Raw genomic sequence first — 18,923 nt, 5'->3', positions numbered from 1 at the left:
CGGTTGACGCGCCGGGACGGGCGGCGCCGCGTGCGCGGCCAACGGCTCGCCGATTCGATGAGATGTGGAACCGAACGGGCCGCGTGGCGCTGAATCGCATGGCGGGCGCGCCGGCATATTCGACTGGCAGCGCCCTTCCGACGAGCAGGAGAGACGCACATGGACGATCGCAACCGCAGCTACGGCCCGCGCGACCAATATGGCCGCGGCAGCCCGCAGGACTATTCGCAGGATTACGGTTCGGGCCGCGACTACACCTATTCCAGCGCCCGCGATTATGCCGCTGCCAGCGAACAGCAGCGCGACCGCGGCAGCCCCACCACGCGCAACTGGTCCGATGATGATCGCGGTCGCGACTATCGCGGCCAAAGCGGCGGCTGGGACCAGGGTCGTTCGGACTCATATTCGAGCGGGTCGGCCAGCCAGCGCAGCGGCTATGGCGAGCGCGGCTATCACCGGAGCCAGGACCGGAGCCGCGGCCGCTACGACGAGGATCGCGGCTTCTTCGAACGCGCCGGCGACGAGATCCGTTCGTGGTTCGGCGACGAGGATGCCGAGCGCCGCCGCGAGCGCGACCAGCGCTACGACGCGGCGGCCGGCCAGAGCGAGCGTAGCCGCGGCGGCGCCGGCGACTCGCATTATCACGCGTGGCGGCGCCAGCGCATCGCCGAACTCGATCGCGACTATGACGAGTATCAGCGCGAGAATTCGCAGCGCTTCCACAACGAGTTCACTAGCTGGCGCACCGAACGCCAGGGCCAGCGCGACTCGCTGAACCAGGTGCGCGAGCACATGGAAGTGCTCGGCTCCGACGGCAGCCATGTCGGCACGGTCGACAAGGTCCGCGGCGACCGCATCCTGCTGACCAAGAGCGACGGCGATGCGGGCGGCCATCACCATTCGATCCCCTCGCGCTGGATCCAGACGGTCGACGAACGCGTGACGCTGCGCAAGACCGCGGACGAAGCAAAGGCGCATTGGCGCGACGAGGATCGATCGGGCGCATTGTTCGGCGACGAAGGCCGCGACGACGACCGTCAGAGTTGGTCCAGCGACCGCAACCTCAACCGCAGCTTCTCCGGCACGTATTGACCGGAGGCGCCGCGTCGGGCCGGGGGAGTCTCCCTCGGCCCGCTCGCGTCCGCACTCCGCCGCTGCGCGTCACTCGGCTTCGCGCGCCGGATTGGCGAAGATGTCCTCGATCGCCATTTCGAACAGATCGGCGATCCTGAAGGCGAGCGGCAGCGAGGGATCGTAGCGCCCGGTCTCGATCGCATTGACGCTCTGGCGCGACACTTCGAGCCGCTCCGCCAGGTCCTGCTGGCTCCACGCCCGCTCGGCGCGCAGCACGCGAAGGCGGTTCTTCATGCGCGGCGCTCCGCCAGGTGATCGCGCAGCCCGAGCACGCACTGCGCGATGCCCCAGGCGGCGCACCACAAGGGAAAGCCCCACAGCCCCATCTCGGCGCTGGGCGCCACCGCGCCGCCGTTGACCAGCAAACCATAGATGGTCACCCATGCCAGCAGCATCGCCGTCCCGAACAGCATGCAGGTCGCGCTGCGCTGGCGCAGGAACTCGTCGGTCTCCTCGACCAGATACAGCCCCGTGATCGCGATCGCGGCGAGGATCGGCAACGCCGGCAGCGTCGAAAGCACGACGAGCACGGCACCGGTCGGATGCAAGTGCCTGATCGCCCAGACGCAGGCGATCAACACGAGGCAGTAGACGAGCATCATGGGTATCAGCCGCCGATTATAGCGACGCCCAGCAGCGAAGGCCTTGGTCATGTGTCAGGCTCCCTTCCCAATCAGTAAAGGAAGCTTTACGTAACCTTAGCTCGATGTCAAGCTTACATTACATAGAGACGTGCAAGCTTGTCACATCGTCGAGTATCTTTCGCGCCAGCAGGCTGAGCGTGTCGTCGCGCGCGCCCATCACCACGATCCGGTCGCCGGGTTTGGCGGTGGCGGCAAGATGGGCTGCGGCGGCCTCGCGATCGGGGATATGCAGTGCCTGGCGCCCCGCCCCGGCGATCTCGGCGACGATGTCGGCGCTGGTCACTTCGCGCGTGACGGTGCCGCCCTGATAGACCGGGTCGGGCAGCAGGAGCACGTCGTCGGCGCCGAGCTTCGATGCGAACATCGCGACCAGTTCGCTGCGCATCACCTTGAGCGGGCCGTAGCCGTGCGGCTGGAACAGCAACAGCAGGCGCCCCGGAAAGGCGTGGAGCGTGTCGAGCGTCGCGGCGATCTTGTCGGGATTGTGCCCGAAATCGTCGATCACCGCGACGCCGCCCGCCTCGCCAACCAGCTCGTAGCGCCGCTTGAGCCCGGTGAACCCCGCGATCGCGGCGATCGCCTGGTCGAGCGGCACCCCTGCCGCGATGACCGCCCCCAGCGCCGCCAACGCGTTCGAGACATTGTGCCGCCCCGGCACTTGCAAGGTCACGCGCACCGGCGCCGCGCCATTCGCATGCAGGTCGAACGCCGCACCGAAGCGCTGCTGCTCGAGGTTGCGCGCGACGAGGTCGGCCTCGCCTTCGATCGCGAAGCTGGTCAGGCGGTCGCGCGGCAGGGTCATCGCCAGCGCCGCGCCTTCGCCATTGTCGAGATTGACCACCGCCTTGCCGGCCTTGGCGATGAAGGCGCCGAACAGGTCGATCAGCTGCGCCATCGGCATGTGATCGAGGCTGACATTGTTGAGCACCGCGACCTTGGGCCAATAGAGCGCGATCGAGCCGTCGCTCTCGTCGACTTCGCTGACATAGGCGTCGCCCGCGCCGACCAAAGCGCTGGCGAACGGCGCGTCGGCGGAGACGAAATTCTTCATCACCGCGCCGTTCATCACCGTCGGATCGCGCCCGACCGCGTGGAGGATCCAGCCGATCATGCCCGTCACGGTCGACTTGCCGCTCGTCCCCGCGACGCCGATCGATTGCGCCGCGGCGTTGAACAATGCCGCGTTGAGCTCGGCGCGCGTCATGCGCTCGTTGCCGAGTTCGGCGGCGCGGACCATGTCGGGCACGCTCGCCTCGATCGCGGCGGAGGCAACGACGATCTGGTCGGGCGAGGTGATCCCGCTACCGTCCTGCGCGAACAGCGCAGCGCCACGGCGCTTCAGGTCGTCGAACTTGGCGGGGAGCCGGCCGGCATCGAGGCTGCGGTCCGATCCGGCAACGGTGGCGCCCTGCCCCGCCACGATCATCGCCAGCGGCATCATGCCCGAGCCGCCGATGCCGACGAAGAAATAAGGTTTATCGTGCTGCATGACCCCGGCTATCGGCGGTTTGGCAAATCGGGGCAAGGCGGCCCGTGACAAGCGCCCAACTCGGCGAATGAAGGACCAACCGCTCCCGCTCATGCTGAGCTTGTCGAAGCACCGCTTTTTCTTTTACGGCGGAAAACAGGAAGAACGGCCCTTCGACAAGCGCAGGCCGAACGGGGATGGTTCATGCGTATCGGCGTCGTCGCACCAGCAAGACCGGTCACTCGCGAGAGCTCGCTGCGCATGGCCGCGTTCATGGCGCTGACCTATCCCGATCACGACATCGTCTTCCACGAGCAATGCTATTACGAGGCGGGCCATTTTGCCGGCACCGATGCGCAGCGCGCTGCAGCCTTCCTCGAATTCGCCAACGATCCCGCCTTCGACGCGATCTGGTTCGCGCGTGGCGGCTATGGCTCGAACCGCATCCTCGACATGGTGATGCCCCAGCTCAACACCGCGGCGGCGCGCAAGACCTATCTCGGCTTTTCCGACATGGGCTTCCTGCTGGGGGCGCTCTACGCCCGGCGGATCGGCCATCCGGTCCACGCCTCGATGGCGAGCAGCATCGGCAAGAACGATACCGGGGAAGCCGCGGGCTGGGCGCTCGGCTGGCTGATCGACAAGGACCGCCGTGCGCTCGAGCCGAGCCTTGCCGACGGCCGCCCCGCCGCGGCGTTCAATCTCTCGATCCTCACCACGATGATCGGCACGCCCTGGCTGCCCGACCTTGCTGATCACGTGCTGATGATCGAGGAAGTCGAGGAACCGCTCTACCGGATCGACCGCATGCTGTTCCAGATGGCGCACGCCACCCAGCTCAAGGGCATCGCCGGGGTGCGGCTCGGCGCGGTCAGCGCGGTGGTCGACAACGGCAACGACTTTGGCGAGACGATCGAGCAGATCATCGCGCGCTGGTGCCGCGACATGAAGGTCCCGTATCTCGGTCGCGCCGAGATCGGCCATGTCGAGTTGAACCGAGTGGTGCCGTTCGGGGTCGCTTGATCGCTCGCTTAGCGAGCCCTTTCTCGGAGATCCGTTCGATGCGTGACGCCGGTCACGCACGCAGCCGGCTCGAATGCCCTAACCGTCGATGACGCCGCTCGACCGGCAATCGATTAAAGGAGCTTTCGCATGGAAACCCGAGAGAACCCGCATCCCGAAGCGCAGCCGACTCCGTCTCCGCTGCCTCCGCAGCCCACCGGGCGTCGGCTGATCAAGTTCAGGCAAGGCGTCGACCCCGCCTTGGCCGCGGAGACGTTGCGGCGCGTTACTCAGCAGCCTGTGGTCAGCGCGGCCGAATTCGGCTCGCTGGGAGCATCGGTGCGTTCGGCCGCCGCTTCGGACTCGATCGTGCTGCTCGATCGGTTCCCGATCGCCGCGGTCGGCGGCGGCATCGAACGTGCCGGCGCGCTCGCCAATGCGCTGCAGGCCGAAGACGTCGTCGAAGACACGCGTCCCGAATTCTGGATGTTCGGGATTCAGGCGCCGCCCCCCTGGCAAGACACCGTCGCGGAGACCTGGGGGCTCACCGCGACCAAGGTCGCGCAATCGCGTTATACCGGCTCGGGAGTCCGGATCGCCGTACTGGATACCGGAATCGACCTTGGGCATCTCGATTTCGCCGGCCGCCAGATCGTCACCGAGAGTTTCGTGCCAGGCGAAACCGTCGACGATGTGCAGGGCCATGGCACGCATACTGCGGGCACGGCGGCGGGCCGGCGGCCGCGTTCGGACAACGTGCCGCGCTATGGCGTCGCCAGCGCTGCCGACCTTTACATCGGCAAGGTGCTCAACAACCGGGGCGCCGGGCGCGAGCTCGACATCATCGCCGGGATCGAATGGGCGATAAACAAGGATTGCGCAGTGGTCTCAATGTCGCTCGGCCGTCCGGTTGCGATCGATGAGCCCCATGACCCGCTCTATGAGGAAGTGGCGGCCCGCGCCTTGGCGGCCGGTACGCTGATCGTCGCGGCAGCCGGAAACGAAAGCGACCGCCGATGGGGTTTTATCGCGCCGGTGGGTTCGCCCGCCAATGCACCGTCGATCATGGCCGTCGCCGCGCTGGGCGCCGACGAAAGAGTCGCCACGTTTTCGTGCGGCAGCGTCGGCATCGGCCGGGTCGATCTGGCCGCGCCAGGCGTCGGGATATTCTCCGCCACGCCTCGACCACAAAACTACAAGAAGCTTTCCGGCACCAGCATGGCGTGTCCGCACGTAGCGGGCATCGCGGCGCTGTGGACCGAGTTCGATCCGGCGCTGCGCGGCCAAGCGCTATGGGATAAGCTCATCGCGTCGGCACGGCCGGTGCAGGGCGGCAACCCACGCGACTTCGGTGCGGGCTTGGTTCAAGCGCCCTGACGCCCTAAATGCAGGGCATGACGAACGATGAGCCTGACCAGCAGGTCGTGAACTTCGTGGTTCAGGTGAAAGACCGCGGAGAAATCGATGCGATTGCGAGTTCGCTCGCGGCAGCAGGTCTGCGGATCGATCGAATATTGCGGACCGTCGGAGTGATCGGAGGGCACGGCCCTTTCGAACTCAAGAAACGCCTTGGCGAAATCCCCGGCGTCGGGATCGTTCGTGAAGAGGGCCATGTCCAATTGCCTCCCTTCGACGAACGCGTTCCACAATAGCGCAGTCCAGTGGGTTCTCCCCCGGCACCGCCGGGGGAGGCCCGCTCACCGCAGTGGTCCATTCTTCACCGGCTCGCCGAAGTCGGGCGTGCCGTCGGCACGATAGCGAATCGGCTGGACGCGGGTGTCGCGGTTGGGGTCGAACAGCGGGTCGCCCTTGATGTCCCGGTAGTCGCGGCCGTGATAGACGAGCAGGTCGCGGCCGTTTTCGTCGACGACGAAGCTGTTATGGCCGGGGCCATAGACCTTGTTCTTCTCCGAAGTCCGGAACACCGGCACCGGCGATTTGCGCCACGAGGCCGGGTTCATGATGTCCGCATCGGCGTCCGCGGTGAGCATGCCCAGGCAATAGCGCGCGTCGGTGGCGCTCGCCGAATAGGTCAGGAACAGCTTGCCGTTGCGTGCCAGCAGGGCCGGCCCCTCGTTGACCTTGAAGCCCTGCACTTCCCAGTCGAGCGTCGGCACGGTCAGCCGCGCGGGTGTCGCGGCAAGCGTCGTCGGAGTCCTGAGCGGCGCGAGATAGAGGTTGCTGTTGGTGTCGATGCCGGGCTCCTTCTGCGCCCAGCACAGATAGCGCACGCCCTTGTGGACGAAGCTGGTGCTGTCGAGCGTGAAGGTGTCCCACGGCGTCTCGAGCTGGCCGAGCACCTTCCAGGTCGTCGCCATCGGGTCGGCGCCCGCGCCTTCGATCACATAGGTGCGGATGCGGAACTTGTCGTCGCCGTCGCCGGCGGCGAAATAGACGTACCACCGCCCGTCGATCTGATGGACCTCGGGCGCCCAGATATAGCCGGCCATCTTGCCGCTCGCCGGACGGCGCCACAGCACCATCTCCGCGGCATTGCTCAGCCCCGCGATCGTCTTCGCCCGGCGCAGCACCAGCCGGTCATATTCGGGCACCGATCCGGTCAAATAGAACCAGTCGCCGACTCGCGAAATCTGCGCGTCCGCGCGCTGGCGGACCAGCGGGTTGACCGGCACGGCCCCTTTCGCCGCTGCCGCATCCGGGATCGTCGTGGCGATCGGAAGCGCGATTCCCGCGGCCAGGACATCGCGCCGGCTGACTGAATTCTCTCTCTCCATGCCGCGAGTGAACCGCAAAGCCGGGTCCGGTGCAAGCATTAATCGGACAATTCCCGAGGCGTTGGACGTGGCCGTTTCGGCGCGGCTTGCCTATATCGCGTGCGCGCGGGCATAAGCCCCGCTCCACAACCTCTCTCAGAAAGCCAATCCCGTGTCCGAGATGTTCCGTATCACGCTGCCCGACGGTTCCGTCCGTGAGGTAGCCCCGGGGACTACCCCGGCGGACATCGCCGCGGCGATCGGTCCGGGCCTTGCCAAGGCGGCGCTCGCCGCACGCGTCGACGGCGAGTTGCGCGACATCGGCCGCCCGTTCGAGGGCGATTCGCAGCTCGCGCTCGTGACGTCGAAGGACGAGAAGGACGCGCTCGAGCTCGCCCGCCACGATTATGCGCACATCCTCGCCGAGGCGGTGCAGAAGCTGTTCCCCGGCACGCAGATCACCTTCGGCCCGTCGACCGATGATGGCTTCTATTACGACTTCGCGCCCAAGGACCGCCCGTTCACCGACGAGGACCTGCCCGCGATCGAGGCCGAGATGCGCAAGATCATCGCCGCCAACGAGCCGCTGATCCGCGAAGTGTGGAGCCGCGAGGATCTGATCGCGCGGTGGAAGGCGCAGGGCGAGACCTTCAAGGCTGAATGGGCCGCCGAGCTTCCCGGCGACGAGGAACTGACCGTCTACCGCGCCGGCAAGGGGGACGACGCCTGGCTCGACATGTGCCGTGGCCCGCATCTCGCCTCCACCGGCAAGGTCGATCCCAACGCCTTCAAACTCACGCGCGTCTCGGGCGCTTACTGGCGCGGCGACCAGAACAACGCGATGCTCAGCCGCATCTACGGCACCGGCTGGCTCAACAAGAAGCAGCTCGACGAGCACCTGACTCGGATCGAGGAAGCGGCAAAGCGCGACCATCGCAAGATCGGCCAGGAGATGGACCTGTTCCACCTTCAATCCGAGGCGCAGGGCTCGGTGTTCTGGCACCCCAAGGGCTTCATCCTGTGGCGTCAGCTCGAGGCCTATATGCGCCGTCGCCTCGATGCCGCGGGCTATGAAGAGATCAAGACCCCGCAGCTGATGGACTCGCGCCAATGGGAGCAGTCCGGCCATTGGGGCAAGTATCGCGAAAACATGTTCGTCGTCCCCGACGAGATTCCGAACCCCGAGGAGGAAGGTCCGATCCTTTCGGGCAAGAGCGACCTGATGGCGCTCAAGCCGATGAATTGCCCGGCGCACATCCTGGTGTTCAAGCAGGGCATCAAATCCTATCGCGACCTGCCGATCCGCCTCGCCGAGTTCGGCTGCTGCCACCGCAACGAGCCCCACGGCGCGCTGCACGGCATCATGCGCGTGCGGCAATTCACCCAGGACGACGCACATATCTTCGTGCGCGAAGATCAGTTGATCGAGGAAGTGCAGAAATTCTGCGACCTGCTCGACAGCGTCTACAGCCACCTCGGCTTCGAGAAATACGCGATCAAGCTCGCGCTGCGCCCCGACAAGCGCTTCGGCAGCGAGGAGATGTGGGACTGGTCCGAGCAGTCGCTGCGCGATGCGGTCAAGGCCACCGGCCGCGACACCGAGGAATATGGCTGGGAAGAGCTGCCCGGCGAAGGCGCCTTCTACGCACCCAAGCTCGAATTCCACCTGACCGACGCGATCGGCCGCACCTGGCAGGTCGGCACGATCCAGACCGACACCGTCCTGCCCGAGCGTCTCGACGCGTCCTATGTCGGCGAGGATGGCGAGCGCCACCGCCCGGTTATGCTCCACCGCGCGATCCTCGGCACGTTCGAGCGCTTCATCGGGATCCTGATCGAGCACCATGCCGGCCGCTTCCCGCTCTGGCTGTCGCCGGTGCAGGCGGTCGTCGCGACGATCGTCTCCGACGCCGACGATTACGCCAAGCAGGTCGCGGCGAAGCTCGCCGCGGCGGGCATCCGCGTCGAGACCGACCTGCGCAACGAGAAGATCAACTACAAGGTGCGCGAGCATTCGGTGGCCAAGGTCCCCAACTTGCTGGTGGTCGGCAAGCGCGAGGCCGAGGAGGGCACCGTCGCACTGCGCGTGCTCGGCAGCCAAGGCCAGCAGATGCTCAGCCTCGACGAGATCGTCGCCAAGCTAGTCGAAGAGGCGACTCCGCCGGACCTGCGCGGGCAGTGAGCGATCGGTGAGCCCGTGCGGCATCGGCCACCACGCGGCGGGCGAATGCCTGCCGCGGCACCGCCATGCCGAGGGCTATGTCGCATTGGTGCTGGCCGGCGGCTATGAAGAGGCTGGCGACGATGGTCGCCTGACCGCGCGGGCTGGCAGCGTGGTGATCCACGATCGCTGGGCGACGCATCAGGATCGCTTCGGTGCCAGCGGTGCGCGGGTGCTCAACCTTCCGACCCTGCCCGGTCTCGCCGGCGCGGGCAGCGTCGCCGATCCCGACGCCGTCGCGCGGCTTGCGGAGCGCGACCCGCTCGCGGCCGCCGAATTGGTACGGGAGAGCTTTCATCCGGCGGCGACGCCCGCGGCCGATTGGCCCGATCTGCTCGCCGCGACACTGCGCGAGGACCCTTCGGTTTCGCTCGGGCGATGGGCAGACGGGATGGGCCTCGACCCTGCCTCGGTCAGCCGAGGCTTCGCGCGCGCCTATGGCGTCAGCCCCAAGCGCTACCGGATCGAGGCGCGCACGCGCCGCGCTTTGCTTGAGCTCGATAGCTGGCAAAGCAGCCTCGCCGTCTTCGCCGCCGAGCACGGCTTCGCCGACCAGGCGCATCTTACGCGCGCGGTGGTGGCGATGACCGGCCATTCGCCCGCACGGCTAAGGGCAAAGTCCGTTCAATCCGCCAGGGCCGCCGCCCGCTAGACCGGGCGCATGGACCGCCGCCTCTTCCTCGCCGCGTCGCTCGGCACCCTCGCCGCGCCCCGCGCGCTCGCCCAGATCCCGCCCACGCCGATCACGCGCTGGAAGGTCACGAGCTCGGAAGGGCATGACGCGATCGCCTTTCTCGGGCCGCTGTCGGGCGAGCCGCTCTACCAGAATTTCTACGCCGAGGATGCCAAGGCCTTTCCGCTCGCCGATCCGATCCGCGCCGAGATCGCGGCGCTCTGGAAAGATGCTGGCATCGGCAATTTCGGGCTGCTCGGCCCTGGCCTGTCGAGCAAGATCTCCGGCACCGACGTCTCGACGATCGATGGCGTCATCGCTGCGCTCGCCGATCCCGAAGCCCGCATCCGTCCCAGCCTCGAGAAGACGCCCTATTGGGACGAAGCCGACTGGAAATGGCTGACCGCCAACGCCCCGCGCCTGGTCGCAGTGTTCACCGCAATGCGCGACGCCGGCTTCACTGCCTTCCGCAACGCGCGCACCGGCGATCTCGCCGCGCGCGCGGCGCAGCTCCAGCGCGACCTCGCACCCTTCGATGTCATCCGCCTCCAGCAACGCGTCACCGGGCGCGACTTCCAGCCCGAGATCGAGGTCGTGCTGCTCCAATTCTGCAAGCCGCACGGCATCAAGGTCCAGGGCCAGACCTTCCTCCAGGCCGCCGACTGGAATCTGACGATCACCGTCCGCAACGCCGCGCACGAAATGCTTCACCCGCCGGTTCCGATGGACGGCGCGGTCGCCAAGGCGGCACTCGCGGTGCTGGCGAAGGATCCGCTGATCCCCCGCATCGTCCGCGAGCATGACGCCAAATGGGGCTATACGAGCCTCGACGGGTATCTGAACGAAGACCTGGTCCAGGCGCTCGACCAGTTGATCAGCGAACGGCTCGGCGTGGCGCGCAACCCCGCCGACCGCTGGCGCGACAATGACGACGGCATCCACGTCCTCGCCGCCGGGCTCTACGGCATGCTCCGCCAGGACAAATGGGTCGACAGGGGCGGCGCGATCGAAGCCTGGCTCGATCGCGCCGTCCGCACCGGGCGGCTTGCGCCGACCAATCTGCACGCCGTCGCAGCGCGGGTGCTCGAGCGGCCGATGGACCGGCTCTGGCCGCTCGCGCCGCGCTAGCTCGTCTACAATCCTCCCCCGCCAGGGGGAGGTGGCGCCGAAGGCGGCGGCGGGGGAGGACTCACTGATCGCAGTGGTTCCTCCCCCTCCGTCAGCTTCGCTGACACCTCCCCATTGCGGGGGAGGATAGTGGATTGGCCTAGAAAGCCGCGCTTACCGAGAAGACCACTTGGCTGCCTGCAATGCTCGATCCGTCCTTGGTCGAGGCGAAATTGGGCAGCAGATAGGCCGATTCGCGCGCGCTGATGTCGGTGTCGGTATAGGCCACCCCGAGCGTCAGCGGCGTGCCGGCGATCGCCAGGTCGGCGCCGAGCATCCAGTCCCAATATTCGCCGGTCGGCGCCAGGCTGGTGCCGTTGGGGCCGAGCCCGGGATTGCCTTCCGAGCGCCCGATATGCGCCTTGAGCGTCACCGGCGTGCCCTTCACGCCCGCGGCGAAATCGCCCCAGAGATAGAGATTGTCTTCGGACTGGCCGCTGCTCTCAGGCGTAGCCGAGAAATTGCCGAGCGCTTCCTGCTTGGGCGCGTAGGCCACGCCGGCCAGCGCGGTGAGCGGGCCGATCGTGCCGCTCAGCTTGACATAGGGTTCGGCGAAGTCGGTATTCGAGAAGCCGCCCGGATACATATACCAGGTCAGCCCGACGTCTAGCGTTCCACCGCCGCCGATCGGGAATTTGACTCCGCCGTACAGGTCGAGCTCCATATTGGCGCCGCCGAAGGTGCCCCAGCCGGCGAGGTTCGACGCCCAGGTGCCGGCATAGACGCCGCTCTCGTGGCTGACCGTGAGTCCGCCCTGCACCGCCAGTTCCTCGTCGGTCTGCGAGACACCGCGGAAACGATAGTCGGAGACAAGCGCGACGCTGCCCGAAACGGTGACTGCCTTCGGTGGCTCTTCCTGCGCGAAGGCCGGCGTTGCCGAGCCGAGCAGGATCAGAAGCGCGAGACGTGTTTTCATGTGGGACTCCCCCTTTCGTTATGGGCGGTGGTCCCCTGCGGGCGGATAGGGCCGGCCTCTGATCGTGCAGGCTCCGTTCCGACTCGGCTTGGATATCGAAAGAAATCGTGCCCGCGTGTAACGAAGTATTGCTGCAACCAGGGAGTGGAAGATGCGCGTTCGCGACGGAAGACCCGAAGATGTACCGCGCGCGCTGGAAATCTGGCGCGCCGCGGTCGACGCGACGCACGGCTTTCTGACACCCGAGGATCGAGCCGAGATCGATGCTATGGTCGCGCGCGACTTCCTGCCCCATGTGACGCTGTGGCTCGCCGTCGATGCCGACGATCAGGCGCTGGGGTTCCTGGTGATGGATGGCGACATGATCGACGCCTTGTTCGTCGACCCGGCCGTCCACGGACGGGGCATCGGCACGCTGTTGCTCGATCAGGCGCTGAGGCTAGCGCCGCGAGCGATCGTCGACGCCAGCGAGCAGGCAAGCAACGCCCTGCCCTTTTACGAAGCTCGCGGGTTCGTCCGTACCGGCCGCTCGGAAACAGATCCGCAGGGACGCCCCTATCCGCTCGTTCATCTCCGTTATGCCGGCGCCTGAGCGGCGCGGACTTGCGTAAACCGGGCTGCCACCCAATGTTGAACTGTGGCGTCTCCGCATCGGCACGCCACAAATCGGCGGTTCGCGCGTTCTTCCCCTGTTCGGATTGGCGTGTGCGCGCTATCCTGCCGCAGCAATTGATGTGATCAACAAGTACAGGAGCAGTCCTTATACGTCCTCCCATGTCCCGGCGCCCTCTGGCTCCGCCGCCGATGAACGGCCCGCGCTTCAATGAATTCATTCAGTCACCCAAGGTCCGGGTGATCGATCAGGACGGCGAGAATCTCGGCGTGATGTACACGCGCGAGGCGATGGAGCAGGCGCGCGAGGTCGGGCTCGACCTCGTCGAAGTATCGCCCAACGCCGATCCGCCCGTCGCCAAGTTCCTCGACGTCGGCAAGTACAAGTACGAGGCGCAGAAGAAGGCCAATATCGCGCGCAAGTCGCAGAAGACGCAGGAGATCAAGGAGATCAAGATGCGTCCGAACATCGACGATCATGATTATGATACGAAGATGAAGGCGATCCACAAGTTCATCGGCGAAGGCGACAAGGTCAAGATCACCCTGCGCTTCCGCGGTCGCGAGCTTTCGCACGGCCAGCTCGGCATGATCCTGCTCAAGCGCGTGCAGGACGATACCGTCGAGATCGCCAAGATCGAGAGCTATCCGCGCATGGAAGGTCGCCAGATGCTGATGGTGATCTCGCCCAAGTGAGTTGCCGGCGAGGGCTGCTTGCGGCCCTCGCCGTGCTGCTGCCGGGCGCGACCGCTGCGCAGACCGTCGCGTCCCCGCCGGTCACCGCCGGCAACGACGGGAGGCTCGCCCGCCCCGCAGGCTATGTGCAGGTCTGGGCCGACGAGTTCGATCGCCCCGGCCTGCCCGATCCGAAGAAATGGGCGTACGACACCAGCCGCAACAAGGCCGGCTGGTACAATGACGAGCGCCAATATTGTGCCGCCGAACGCCGCGAGAATGCCCGCGTCGAGAAGGGCCGGCTGATCCTCAGCGCGCGCAGGGAGCGGCTCGCGGACCGGCCCGATTTCGGCGGGCAGGAATATGCGTCGGCCAAGCTCGTCACCGCCGGCCGCGCCGCTTGGAAATACGGCTTCTTCGAAGTGCGTGCCAAGCTGCCGTGCGGGCGTGGCATCTGGCCGGCGATCTGGATGCTCGCCTCGGACGGCAGCCGCGGCTGGCCGGCGATGGGCGAGATCGACATCATGGAGCATGTCGGCTGGGATCCCGGCCGCATCCACGGCACGGTCCATACCACCGCCTACAACCATGTCGCCAGGAGTCAGAAGGGCGCGGAAGCGCTTGTCCCCGACGCCTGCACCGCCTTCCACAGCTACCAGCTCGACTGGAACGCGGACCGCATCCTGATCGGCGTCGACGGCCAGTCCTACATGCGCTTCGACAACGACCATAAGCGCGGCCCGGCGACCTGGCCCTTCGCCACCCCGCAATATCTGATCCTCAACGTCGCGGTCGGCGGCTGGGGCGGGCAGAAGGGAATCGACGACGCAGCATTCCCCGCGGCGATGGAAGTCGATTACGTGCGGGTGTGGCAGAAGAAGTGAACTCTAATCTCCGCGCAATTCGGCAGTCATATCTCGGGCACCATGCAGGACCCGCATAAGCCGCACCTCGTGGGTGGCGTCATCCACTGTATAGAATAACAAATAAGGGTCTCGTGAAAGCAGCCGATAACCATCCTTCAGCTCGTCAACCGGCCGACCGAGCCGCGGAAATCTGCAGTTTTCTCGAAAAGCGTTTCCAAGGCGAATAGAAGTTTGTCCGCCTGGACGGGATCGTCATTAGCCACATACGCCCAAATGCCAATCAGATCCTGGCGAGCCTGCTCGCTTCGCGCAAGCCGCCAGGCTTTCAAGCCTTTGCCGACCTATCGGCACGGCGCCGCGCTTCGGCGATAATCGCTTCAGCCCCTTCCCAGGGTGACACAGGGCTCGCCTCGCCTTCCGCGATCAACGCACGCAATCGTTCGATTGAATAGCCGCCATAGGCTCGCTTTTGGTCCCATTCGAGCAAAGCCTCCCGCACGATATCGCTCGACGAAGGGTAATCGCCAGCTTCAACAGCATCGTGGATACGGCTCGCCAGATCCTCAGGCAGCGGAACATTGAATTGCTCGATCTTCATCTGAAGCTCCGTTCACGCCCACATACTACGCCCCGCCCCCTGTCTCAACCGACCGCCGGCGGCTCCCAAAGCTCGATCGGGTTGCCCTCGGGATCGTGGATCCGCGCGAAGCGGCCGGTCTCGGGGGTGTCCCATTCGTCCTTGGTGGTGATCGCGATCCCGGCCGCGTTGAGCTGCTCGAGCAATCCGTCGAGATCGCGCACGCGGAAGTTGAGCATCACCTGCTTGTCCGCGGCGAAATAGTCGGTCGAGGCGGCGAAGGGCGAGAACACCACCGGGCCGGGCTCGGGATACCAGAACCAGTCGCTGGTCTCGCCATTCTCATCCTTGCCGCAGCCACCGCCGACGCCCAGCGTCTCGCGGTACCAAGCAGTCAGACCCTCGGGGTCCTGCGCACGAAAGAAGAAGCCGCCCAATCCGATCACCGGCATTGATTTCCCCCTTGGTCAGGCGGCCTGGGCGATGTCCTGCCCCGACGCCGCTTCGAGCAGGCGCCGCTCGATCGTCTTCAGGCGCGCCGCCGCCTCGATCTTATCACCGATCAGATCGGTCAGGTAGAAGGTATCCACCGCGCGCTCGCCATAGGTGGCGACATGCGCCGAGTGGATCGTCACCTTCGACTGAAACAGCGCATAGGCGAGATGGCAGAGCAGGGCCGGCCGGTCGCGGGCGTTGACCTCGATCACCGTGAAGCGGTTCGACGCCTTGTTGTCGATCAGCACGTTCGGCTCGATCGGAAAGGCGTCGGCGCGCAGCCGCGGCAGCGGCCGCGTCTTGAGCCGCTCCTGCAGCTTCGACCGGTTCGCGAGCGAATCGGCGATGCTCGTCTTGATCCGGTTGAGCCGTGCCGCCTCATCGAAAGGCCGGCCGAGCGGATCCTGGACGAGGAAATTGTCGAGCGCCATGCCGTCGCGGGTGGTGTGGATCCGTGCGTCGATGATGTTGCCGCCGGCGACGTGGATCGCGCCGGCGATGCGGTAGAACAGCCCGGGATGGTCCGAGGCATAGACCGTCACCAGGGTCGCGCCGCGGTCGGGATAGACCTGCGCCTCGATCGACAATTGCTGGTCCCCCGCCGCGTCGATCTGCCGGGCGTTGCGCTCGAGCACGTCGAGCGGCTCTGCGATCCAATAGGGCTCGGTCAGCCGCTTCTTGAGCGCCGCCATGCGGTCTTCGCTCCAGCCGAGCAGCGCCGCGAGGTCCGCCTGCTTGGCGACGACGCGCTCGCTGCGCCCCTTCTGCTTGTGCCCGAGGCGGAGCACTTCCTCGGCCGAATCGAACAGATTGGTGAGCAATTGGCGCTTCCAGCTGTTCCACACCCCCGGTCCCACCGCGCGGATGTCGACGATCGTCAGCAGCAGCAGCATGCGCAGCCGCTCGGGACTTTGCACTTGCGCGGTGAAGTCGAGGATCGTCTTGAAGTCGCTGAGGTCGCGCTTGAACGCGGTCGCCGACATCAGCAGGTGCCAGCGCACCAGCCACGCCACCGTTTCCGTCTCGGCCGGACTCAGACCGAGCCGCGGGCACAGCCGCTCGGCGACTTCGGCGCCGAGGATTGAATGGTCGCCGCCGCGGCCCTTGGCGATGTCGTGGAGCAGCACCGCGACATAGAGCGCGCGGCGCTGCGCGACCTGCTCGAAGATGCCGCTGGCGAGGGGATGATCTTCCTTGAGCTCGCCTTTCTCGATCCGATTGAGCAGCCCGATCGCGCGAATCGAATGCTCGTCGACGGTATAATGGTGGTACATGTCGAACTGCATCTGCGCGACGACGCGGCCGAAGTCGGGAACGAAGCGGCCGAACACCCCCGCCTCGTTCATCCAGCGCAGCACCATCTCCGGCGTACGCGGCGAAGTGAGCACGTCGAGGAACAGCGCATTGGCGCGCGGATCGTCGCGGACATCGTCGACCAGCCGCGCATCGCGCGCCGCGGCGCGCATCGCGGTCGGGTGGATCTCCAATCCGTGCAAATCGGCGAGCTGGAAGATCTCGATCAGCCGCACCGGATCCTCGCGAAAGAAGCCGTCGCGCGGCAGCGCCAGCCTACTGCGCTCGAGCGTGAAGCCGTGTAGCTTGCGCGGGCTCTTGAACAGCCGCGGAAAGCCGAAGCGGCTGCCGCGCGCGGCGAACTTCTCGTCGAGATGCGCGAGGAACACGCCGGTCAGGTCGCCGACCACCTTCGCCTGCAGGAAGTAGAAGTGCATGAAGCGCTCGACCTTCGACTTGCCCGGCCGGTCGGCATAGCGCATCCGGCTGGCGATCTCGGGCTGGACGTCGAAGGTCAGCCGGTCCTCGGCGCGCCCGGTGAGCAGATGGAGCTGGCAGCGCACCGCCCAGAGGAAATTCTCGGCGCGGCGGAACTGACGATATTCCTGCGGGGTGAGCAACCCCGCCTCGACCAGTTCGGCAGGCTCGCGGACGTTGTACGCGTACTTCCCGATCCAGAACAGCGCGTGGAGATCGCGCAATCCGCCCTTGCCTTCCTTGACGTTGGGTTCGACGACATAGCGGCTGTCGCCCATGCGCTGGTGCCGCGCATCGCGCTCGGCGAGCTTCTGGGCGATGAAATCGCGCGCGGTATCGGCCTGGACCTCGGCCTTGAAGCGCGCCGCCGCCTCGTCATAGAGCGCGATGTCGCCCCACACATAGCGCGCCTCGAGCAGCGCGGTGCGCACCGTGATGTCGGCCTTGGCCTGGCGCACCATCTCGTCGAGCGAGCGCGACGAATGCCCGACCTTCAGTTGCATGTCCCACAGCGAGTAGAGCATCGATTCGATGACCTGCTCGCACCAACCGGTGACCTTCCAGGGGGTCAGGAAGCCGATATCGATATCCGAATGCGGCGCCATCTCGCCGCGGCCATAGCCGCCGACGGCGATCAGGGTCAGCCGCTCGGCGGCGCTGGGGTTGGGATTGCGGTGGAGCCGCTGGGTGGTGAAGTCCCAGAGTAGGCGCAGCAACTGATCGATCAGGAAGGCGCCCGCCGCTGCCATTTCGTGCCCACGCGAGGGATGCTCGGCGAGGCGCCGCGCGATCTCGGCGTGCCCGGCGTCGAGCGCCGCCTTGAGCTCGGTGGTGCCCGCCTGGCGCAGCGCGGCTGCATCGGTCGCGGTCAACGCGGCGAGACGCTCGGCAACGGCACGCCGGTCGATCAGCGCGCGGCGGTGCGGGACGGAATCGAAGCGCGAGGACATGGGGCGGAGATAGGGGAGTGCGGCCGTGGGCGCTACCGCCTGTTATTCGAGCAGACACCCCTCCCGTTCGTGCTGAGCTTGTCGAAGCACCGTTCTTTCTTCTTCCGCAGCAAGAAGAACGGCCCTTCGATAAGCTCAGGGCAAACGAGGTCCGGGCCTTGTTCCCGCACATCCTGCTTGCACAGAAGGCGGGCGAGGAAGATGCTCGTGCGATGGACTTGCGCCTGGGCATCGCAGCGCTGGCGACCGCCATGTGCATCGTCGCGCCTGCCGCCGCGTCTGACGACGCGCGCGCGGTCGAGGCGCTCGTCCAGGCGATTCAGCATGCGGTGGAGGCGCAGGATGCCGCCGTGCTGGAGCGGCTGACTCTGCCCGAGTTCGAGATGCTCCACGGCTTTGGCCAGATCGACCGGCGCGCGACCTGGCTGGCGCTGGTCCGCGGCGGCAAGCTGCCGCGCCAGACCGCCGAGATCCGCGAATATGGCGTGCGCACCCAGATCGTCGGCCCGGTGGCGGTGCGCAGCTCGATCGTGCGCTTCCGCGATACGCGGCTCAAGCGCGACACCTGGCACCGCAGTACCGGCACCTTTCTGCGCGACCACGGCCATTGGCGGCAGCTGCGTCAGCAATCGAGCCTGCTCAGCGACGCGCCGAGCGCCGATGCCGGGCCGCTGACCGATTACCTCGGCAGCTACGCGATCCCCGACCGCGACGGCTTCGCGCTGGTCGAGCAGGACGGGCTGCTGACCTTGCGCTGGGCCACCGGCGCCGAGATCCCACTGGTGCCCATCGGCGCGGATCGGTTCGGCAGCGGGGCGATCTCTACGGTCAGCTTCGCGCGGAGCGGCGGGCGGGTGGTCAGCATGACGCGGATCGGAAGCGAGGGCCCGTGGTGGACCGCGACGCGGGCGTCCACACCCTAGACTATCATCCTTCTCCCTCTCCCCAGGAGGGGGAGAGGGTTGCGCAGACTTAGGCTCGAAGAGCCTTAGTCGGAGCTGGGTGAGGGGGTGCGGCTTCGAAGAAGCCGCGCGGCGCG

19 protein-coding genes and 1 pseudogene are annotated in these 18,923 nt (G+C 66.5%); 10 read left to right on the top strand and 10 right to left on the bottom strand.

The genetic code is table 11. The annotated features are described in order from the left end of the window. Positions 1-159: 159 nt before the first annotated feature. Complete coding sequence (locus AC3WJI_RS07845; protein ID WP_492756703.1) at positions 160-1,092, top strand: DUF2171 domain-containing protein; 933 nt, start codon at positions 160-162, stop codon at positions 1,090-1,092. Between the two features lie 69 nt (positions 1,093-1,161). Here AC3WJI_RS07845 and AC3WJI_RS07840 read toward each other — a convergent pair whose 3' ends face one another. The 3 genes from AC3WJI_RS07840 to AC3WJI_RS07830 all read right to left on the bottom strand — a co-directional run bounded on the left by AC3WJI_RS07840 (position 1,162) and on the right by AC3WJI_RS07830 (position 3,267). Continuing rightward, the gene (locus AC3WJI_RS07840) at positions 1,162-1,368 is read right to left on the bottom strand and encodes a helix-turn-helix transcriptional regulator (RefSeq protein ID WP_492756702.1); all 207 of its coding nucleotides are present in this window, start codon (positions 1,366-1,368) and stop codon (positions 1,162-1,164) included. Then, positions 1,365-1,787, bottom strand: a complete 423-nt coding sequence (locus tag AC3WJI_RS07835) for a hypothetical protein (protein ID WP_492756701.1) — start codon at positions 1,785-1,787, stop codon at positions 1,365-1,367. Before AC3WJI_RS07835 ends, AC3WJI_RS07840 begins: the two co-directional genes overlap by 4 nt. 67 nt (positions 1,788-1,854) lie before the next feature. Then, positions 1,855-3,267, bottom strand: coding sequence for a UDP-N-acetylmuramate--L-alanine ligase (locus AC3WJI_RS07830; protein ID WP_492756700.1), 1,413 nt, complete (start codon positions 3,265-3,267; stop codon positions 1,855-1,857). Between the two features lie 183 nt (positions 3,268-3,450). On the opposite strand from AC3WJI_RS07830, the gene AC3WJI_RS07825 reads away from it, so the two are divergent. Beyond that, complete coding sequence (locus AC3WJI_RS07825) at positions 3,451-4,269, top strand: LD-carboxypeptidase (RefSeq protein ID WP_492756699.1); 819 nt, start codon at positions 3,451-3,453, stop codon at positions 4,267-4,269. Between the two features lie 129 nt (positions 4,270-4,398). Beyond that, on the top strand, positions 4,399-5,625 hold the full coding sequence (locus AC3WJI_RS07820) for a S8 family serine peptidase (protein WP_492756698.1): 1,227 nt from the start codon (positions 4,399-4,401) through the stop codon (positions 5,623-5,625). Here AC3WJI_RS07820 and AC3WJI_RS07815 read toward each other — a convergent pair. Beyond that, positions 5,613-5,861, bottom strand: a complete 249-nt coding sequence (locus AC3WJI_RS07815) for a hypothetical protein (protein WP_492756697.1) — start codon at positions 5,859-5,861, stop codon at positions 5,613-5,615. The two genes, AC3WJI_RS07820 and AC3WJI_RS07815, sit on opposite strands and share 13 nt — an antisense overlap. Before the next feature lie 84 nt (positions 5,862-5,945). Next, positions 5,946-6,983 (bottom strand): glycoside hydrolase family 43 protein, encoded by a 1,038-nt coding sequence (locus AC3WJI_RS07810; RefSeq protein ID WP_492756696.1) that lies wholly within the window; start codon positions 6,981-6,983, stop codon positions 5,946-5,948. Positions 6,984-7,143: 160 nt separating this feature from the next. Here AC3WJI_RS07810 and thrS point away from each other — a divergent pair, with 160 nt between their 5' ends. From thrS to AC3WJI_RS07795, 3 genes are read left to right on the top strand one after another with little or no spacing between them, the layout of a single operon-like run. Further along, a complete protein-coding gene (gene thrS / locus AC3WJI_RS07805; RefSeq protein WP_492756720.1) occupies positions 7,144-9,144 on the top strand; it encodes a threonine--tRNA ligase in 2,001 nt (666 codons plus the stop codon). A gap of 7 nt (positions 9,145-9,151) precedes the next feature. Next, positions 9,152-9,835, top strand: coding sequence for a helix-turn-helix domain-containing protein (locus AC3WJI_RS07800; protein ID WP_492756695.1), 684 nt, complete (start codon positions 9,152-9,154; stop codon positions 9,833-9,835). Positions 9,836-9,844: 9 nt separating this feature from the next. Then, positions 9,845-10,984 carry a hypothetical protein gene (locus AC3WJI_RS07795; RefSeq protein WP_492756694.1) on the top strand — a complete coding sequence of 380 codons (1,140 nt, stop codon included), beginning with the start codon at positions 9,845-9,847 and terminating at the stop codon, positions 10,982-10,984. Positions 10,985-11,123: 139 nt separating this feature from the next. Here AC3WJI_RS07795 and AC3WJI_RS07790 read toward each other — a convergent pair whose 3' ends face one another. Further along, the gene (locus AC3WJI_RS07790; RefSeq protein WP_492756693.1) at positions 11,124-11,939 is read right to left on the bottom strand and encodes a TorF family putative porin; all 816 of its coding nucleotides are present in this window, start codon (positions 11,937-11,939) and stop codon (positions 11,124-11,126) included. Positions 11,940-12,090: 151 nt separating this feature from the next. On the opposite strand from AC3WJI_RS07790, the gene AC3WJI_RS07785 reads away from it, so the two are divergent. From AC3WJI_RS07785 to AC3WJI_RS07775, 3 genes are all read left to right on the top strand, one after another. Continuing rightward, entirely contained in the window at positions 12,091-12,531 is a 441-nt protein-coding gene (locus AC3WJI_RS07785) for an acetyltransferase (protein ID WP_492756692.1), read from the top strand. A 182-nt stretch (positions 12,532-12,713) separates the two neighbouring features. Next, on the top strand, positions 12,714-13,247 hold the full coding sequence (gene infC, locus AC3WJI_RS07780) for a translation initiation factor IF-3 (protein WP_492756691.1): 534 nt from the start codon (positions 12,714-12,716) through the stop codon (positions 13,245-13,247). A gap of 32 nt (positions 13,248-13,279) precedes the next feature. Further along, positions 13,280-14,110 (top strand): glycoside hydrolase family 16 protein, encoded by an 831-nt coding sequence (locus AC3WJI_RS07775; RefSeq protein WP_492756690.1) that lies wholly within the window; start codon positions 13,280-13,282, stop codon positions 14,108-14,110. 3 nt (positions 14,111-14,113) lie between these two features. On the opposite strand, the pseudogene AC3WJI_RS07770 reads toward AC3WJI_RS07775, so the two are convergent. The 4 genes and pseudogenes from AC3WJI_RS07770 to AC3WJI_RS07755 all read right to left on the bottom strand — a co-directional run bounded on the left by AC3WJI_RS07770 (position 14,114) and on the right by AC3WJI_RS07755 (position 17,884). Further along, positions 14,114-14,421, bottom strand: a pseudogene (locus tag AC3WJI_RS07770) (type II toxin-antitoxin system RelE/ParE family toxin). Next, positions 14,418-14,690 (bottom strand): ribbon-helix-helix domain-containing protein, encoded by a 273-nt coding sequence (locus tag AC3WJI_RS07765; RefSeq protein ID WP_492756689.1) that lies wholly within the window; start codon positions 14,688-14,690, stop codon positions 14,418-14,420. Before AC3WJI_RS07765 ends, AC3WJI_RS07770 begins: the two are co-directional and overlap by 4 nt. A gap of 44 nt (positions 14,691-14,734) precedes the next feature. After that, positions 14,735-15,121, bottom strand: coding sequence for a VOC family protein (locus AC3WJI_RS07760; protein WP_492756688.1), 387 nt, complete (start codon positions 15,119-15,121; stop codon positions 14,735-14,737). Positions 15,122-15,136: 15 nt separating this feature from the next. After that, positions 15,137-17,884, bottom strand: a complete 2,748-nt coding sequence (locus AC3WJI_RS07755) for a [protein-PII] uridylyltransferase (protein WP_492756687.1) — start codon at positions 17,882-17,884, stop codon at positions 15,137-15,139. A 212-nt stretch (positions 17,885-18,096) separates the two neighbouring features. On the opposite strand from AC3WJI_RS07755, the gene AC3WJI_RS07750 reads away from it, so the two are divergent. Beyond that, positions 18,097-18,807 (top strand): nuclear transport factor 2 family protein, encoded by a 711-nt coding sequence (locus AC3WJI_RS07750; RefSeq protein WP_492756686.1) that lies wholly within the window; start codon positions 18,097-18,099, stop codon positions 18,805-18,807. Positions 18,808-18,923 lie beyond the last annotated feature (116 nt).

The sequence above is a fragment of the Sphingomonas sp. FW306-1B-B10E genome (genome assembly GCF_058782005.1).
The sequence above is the reverse complement of the archived record's forward strand: the minus strand, read 5'-3'. Positions and strand labels throughout refer to the sequence as shown.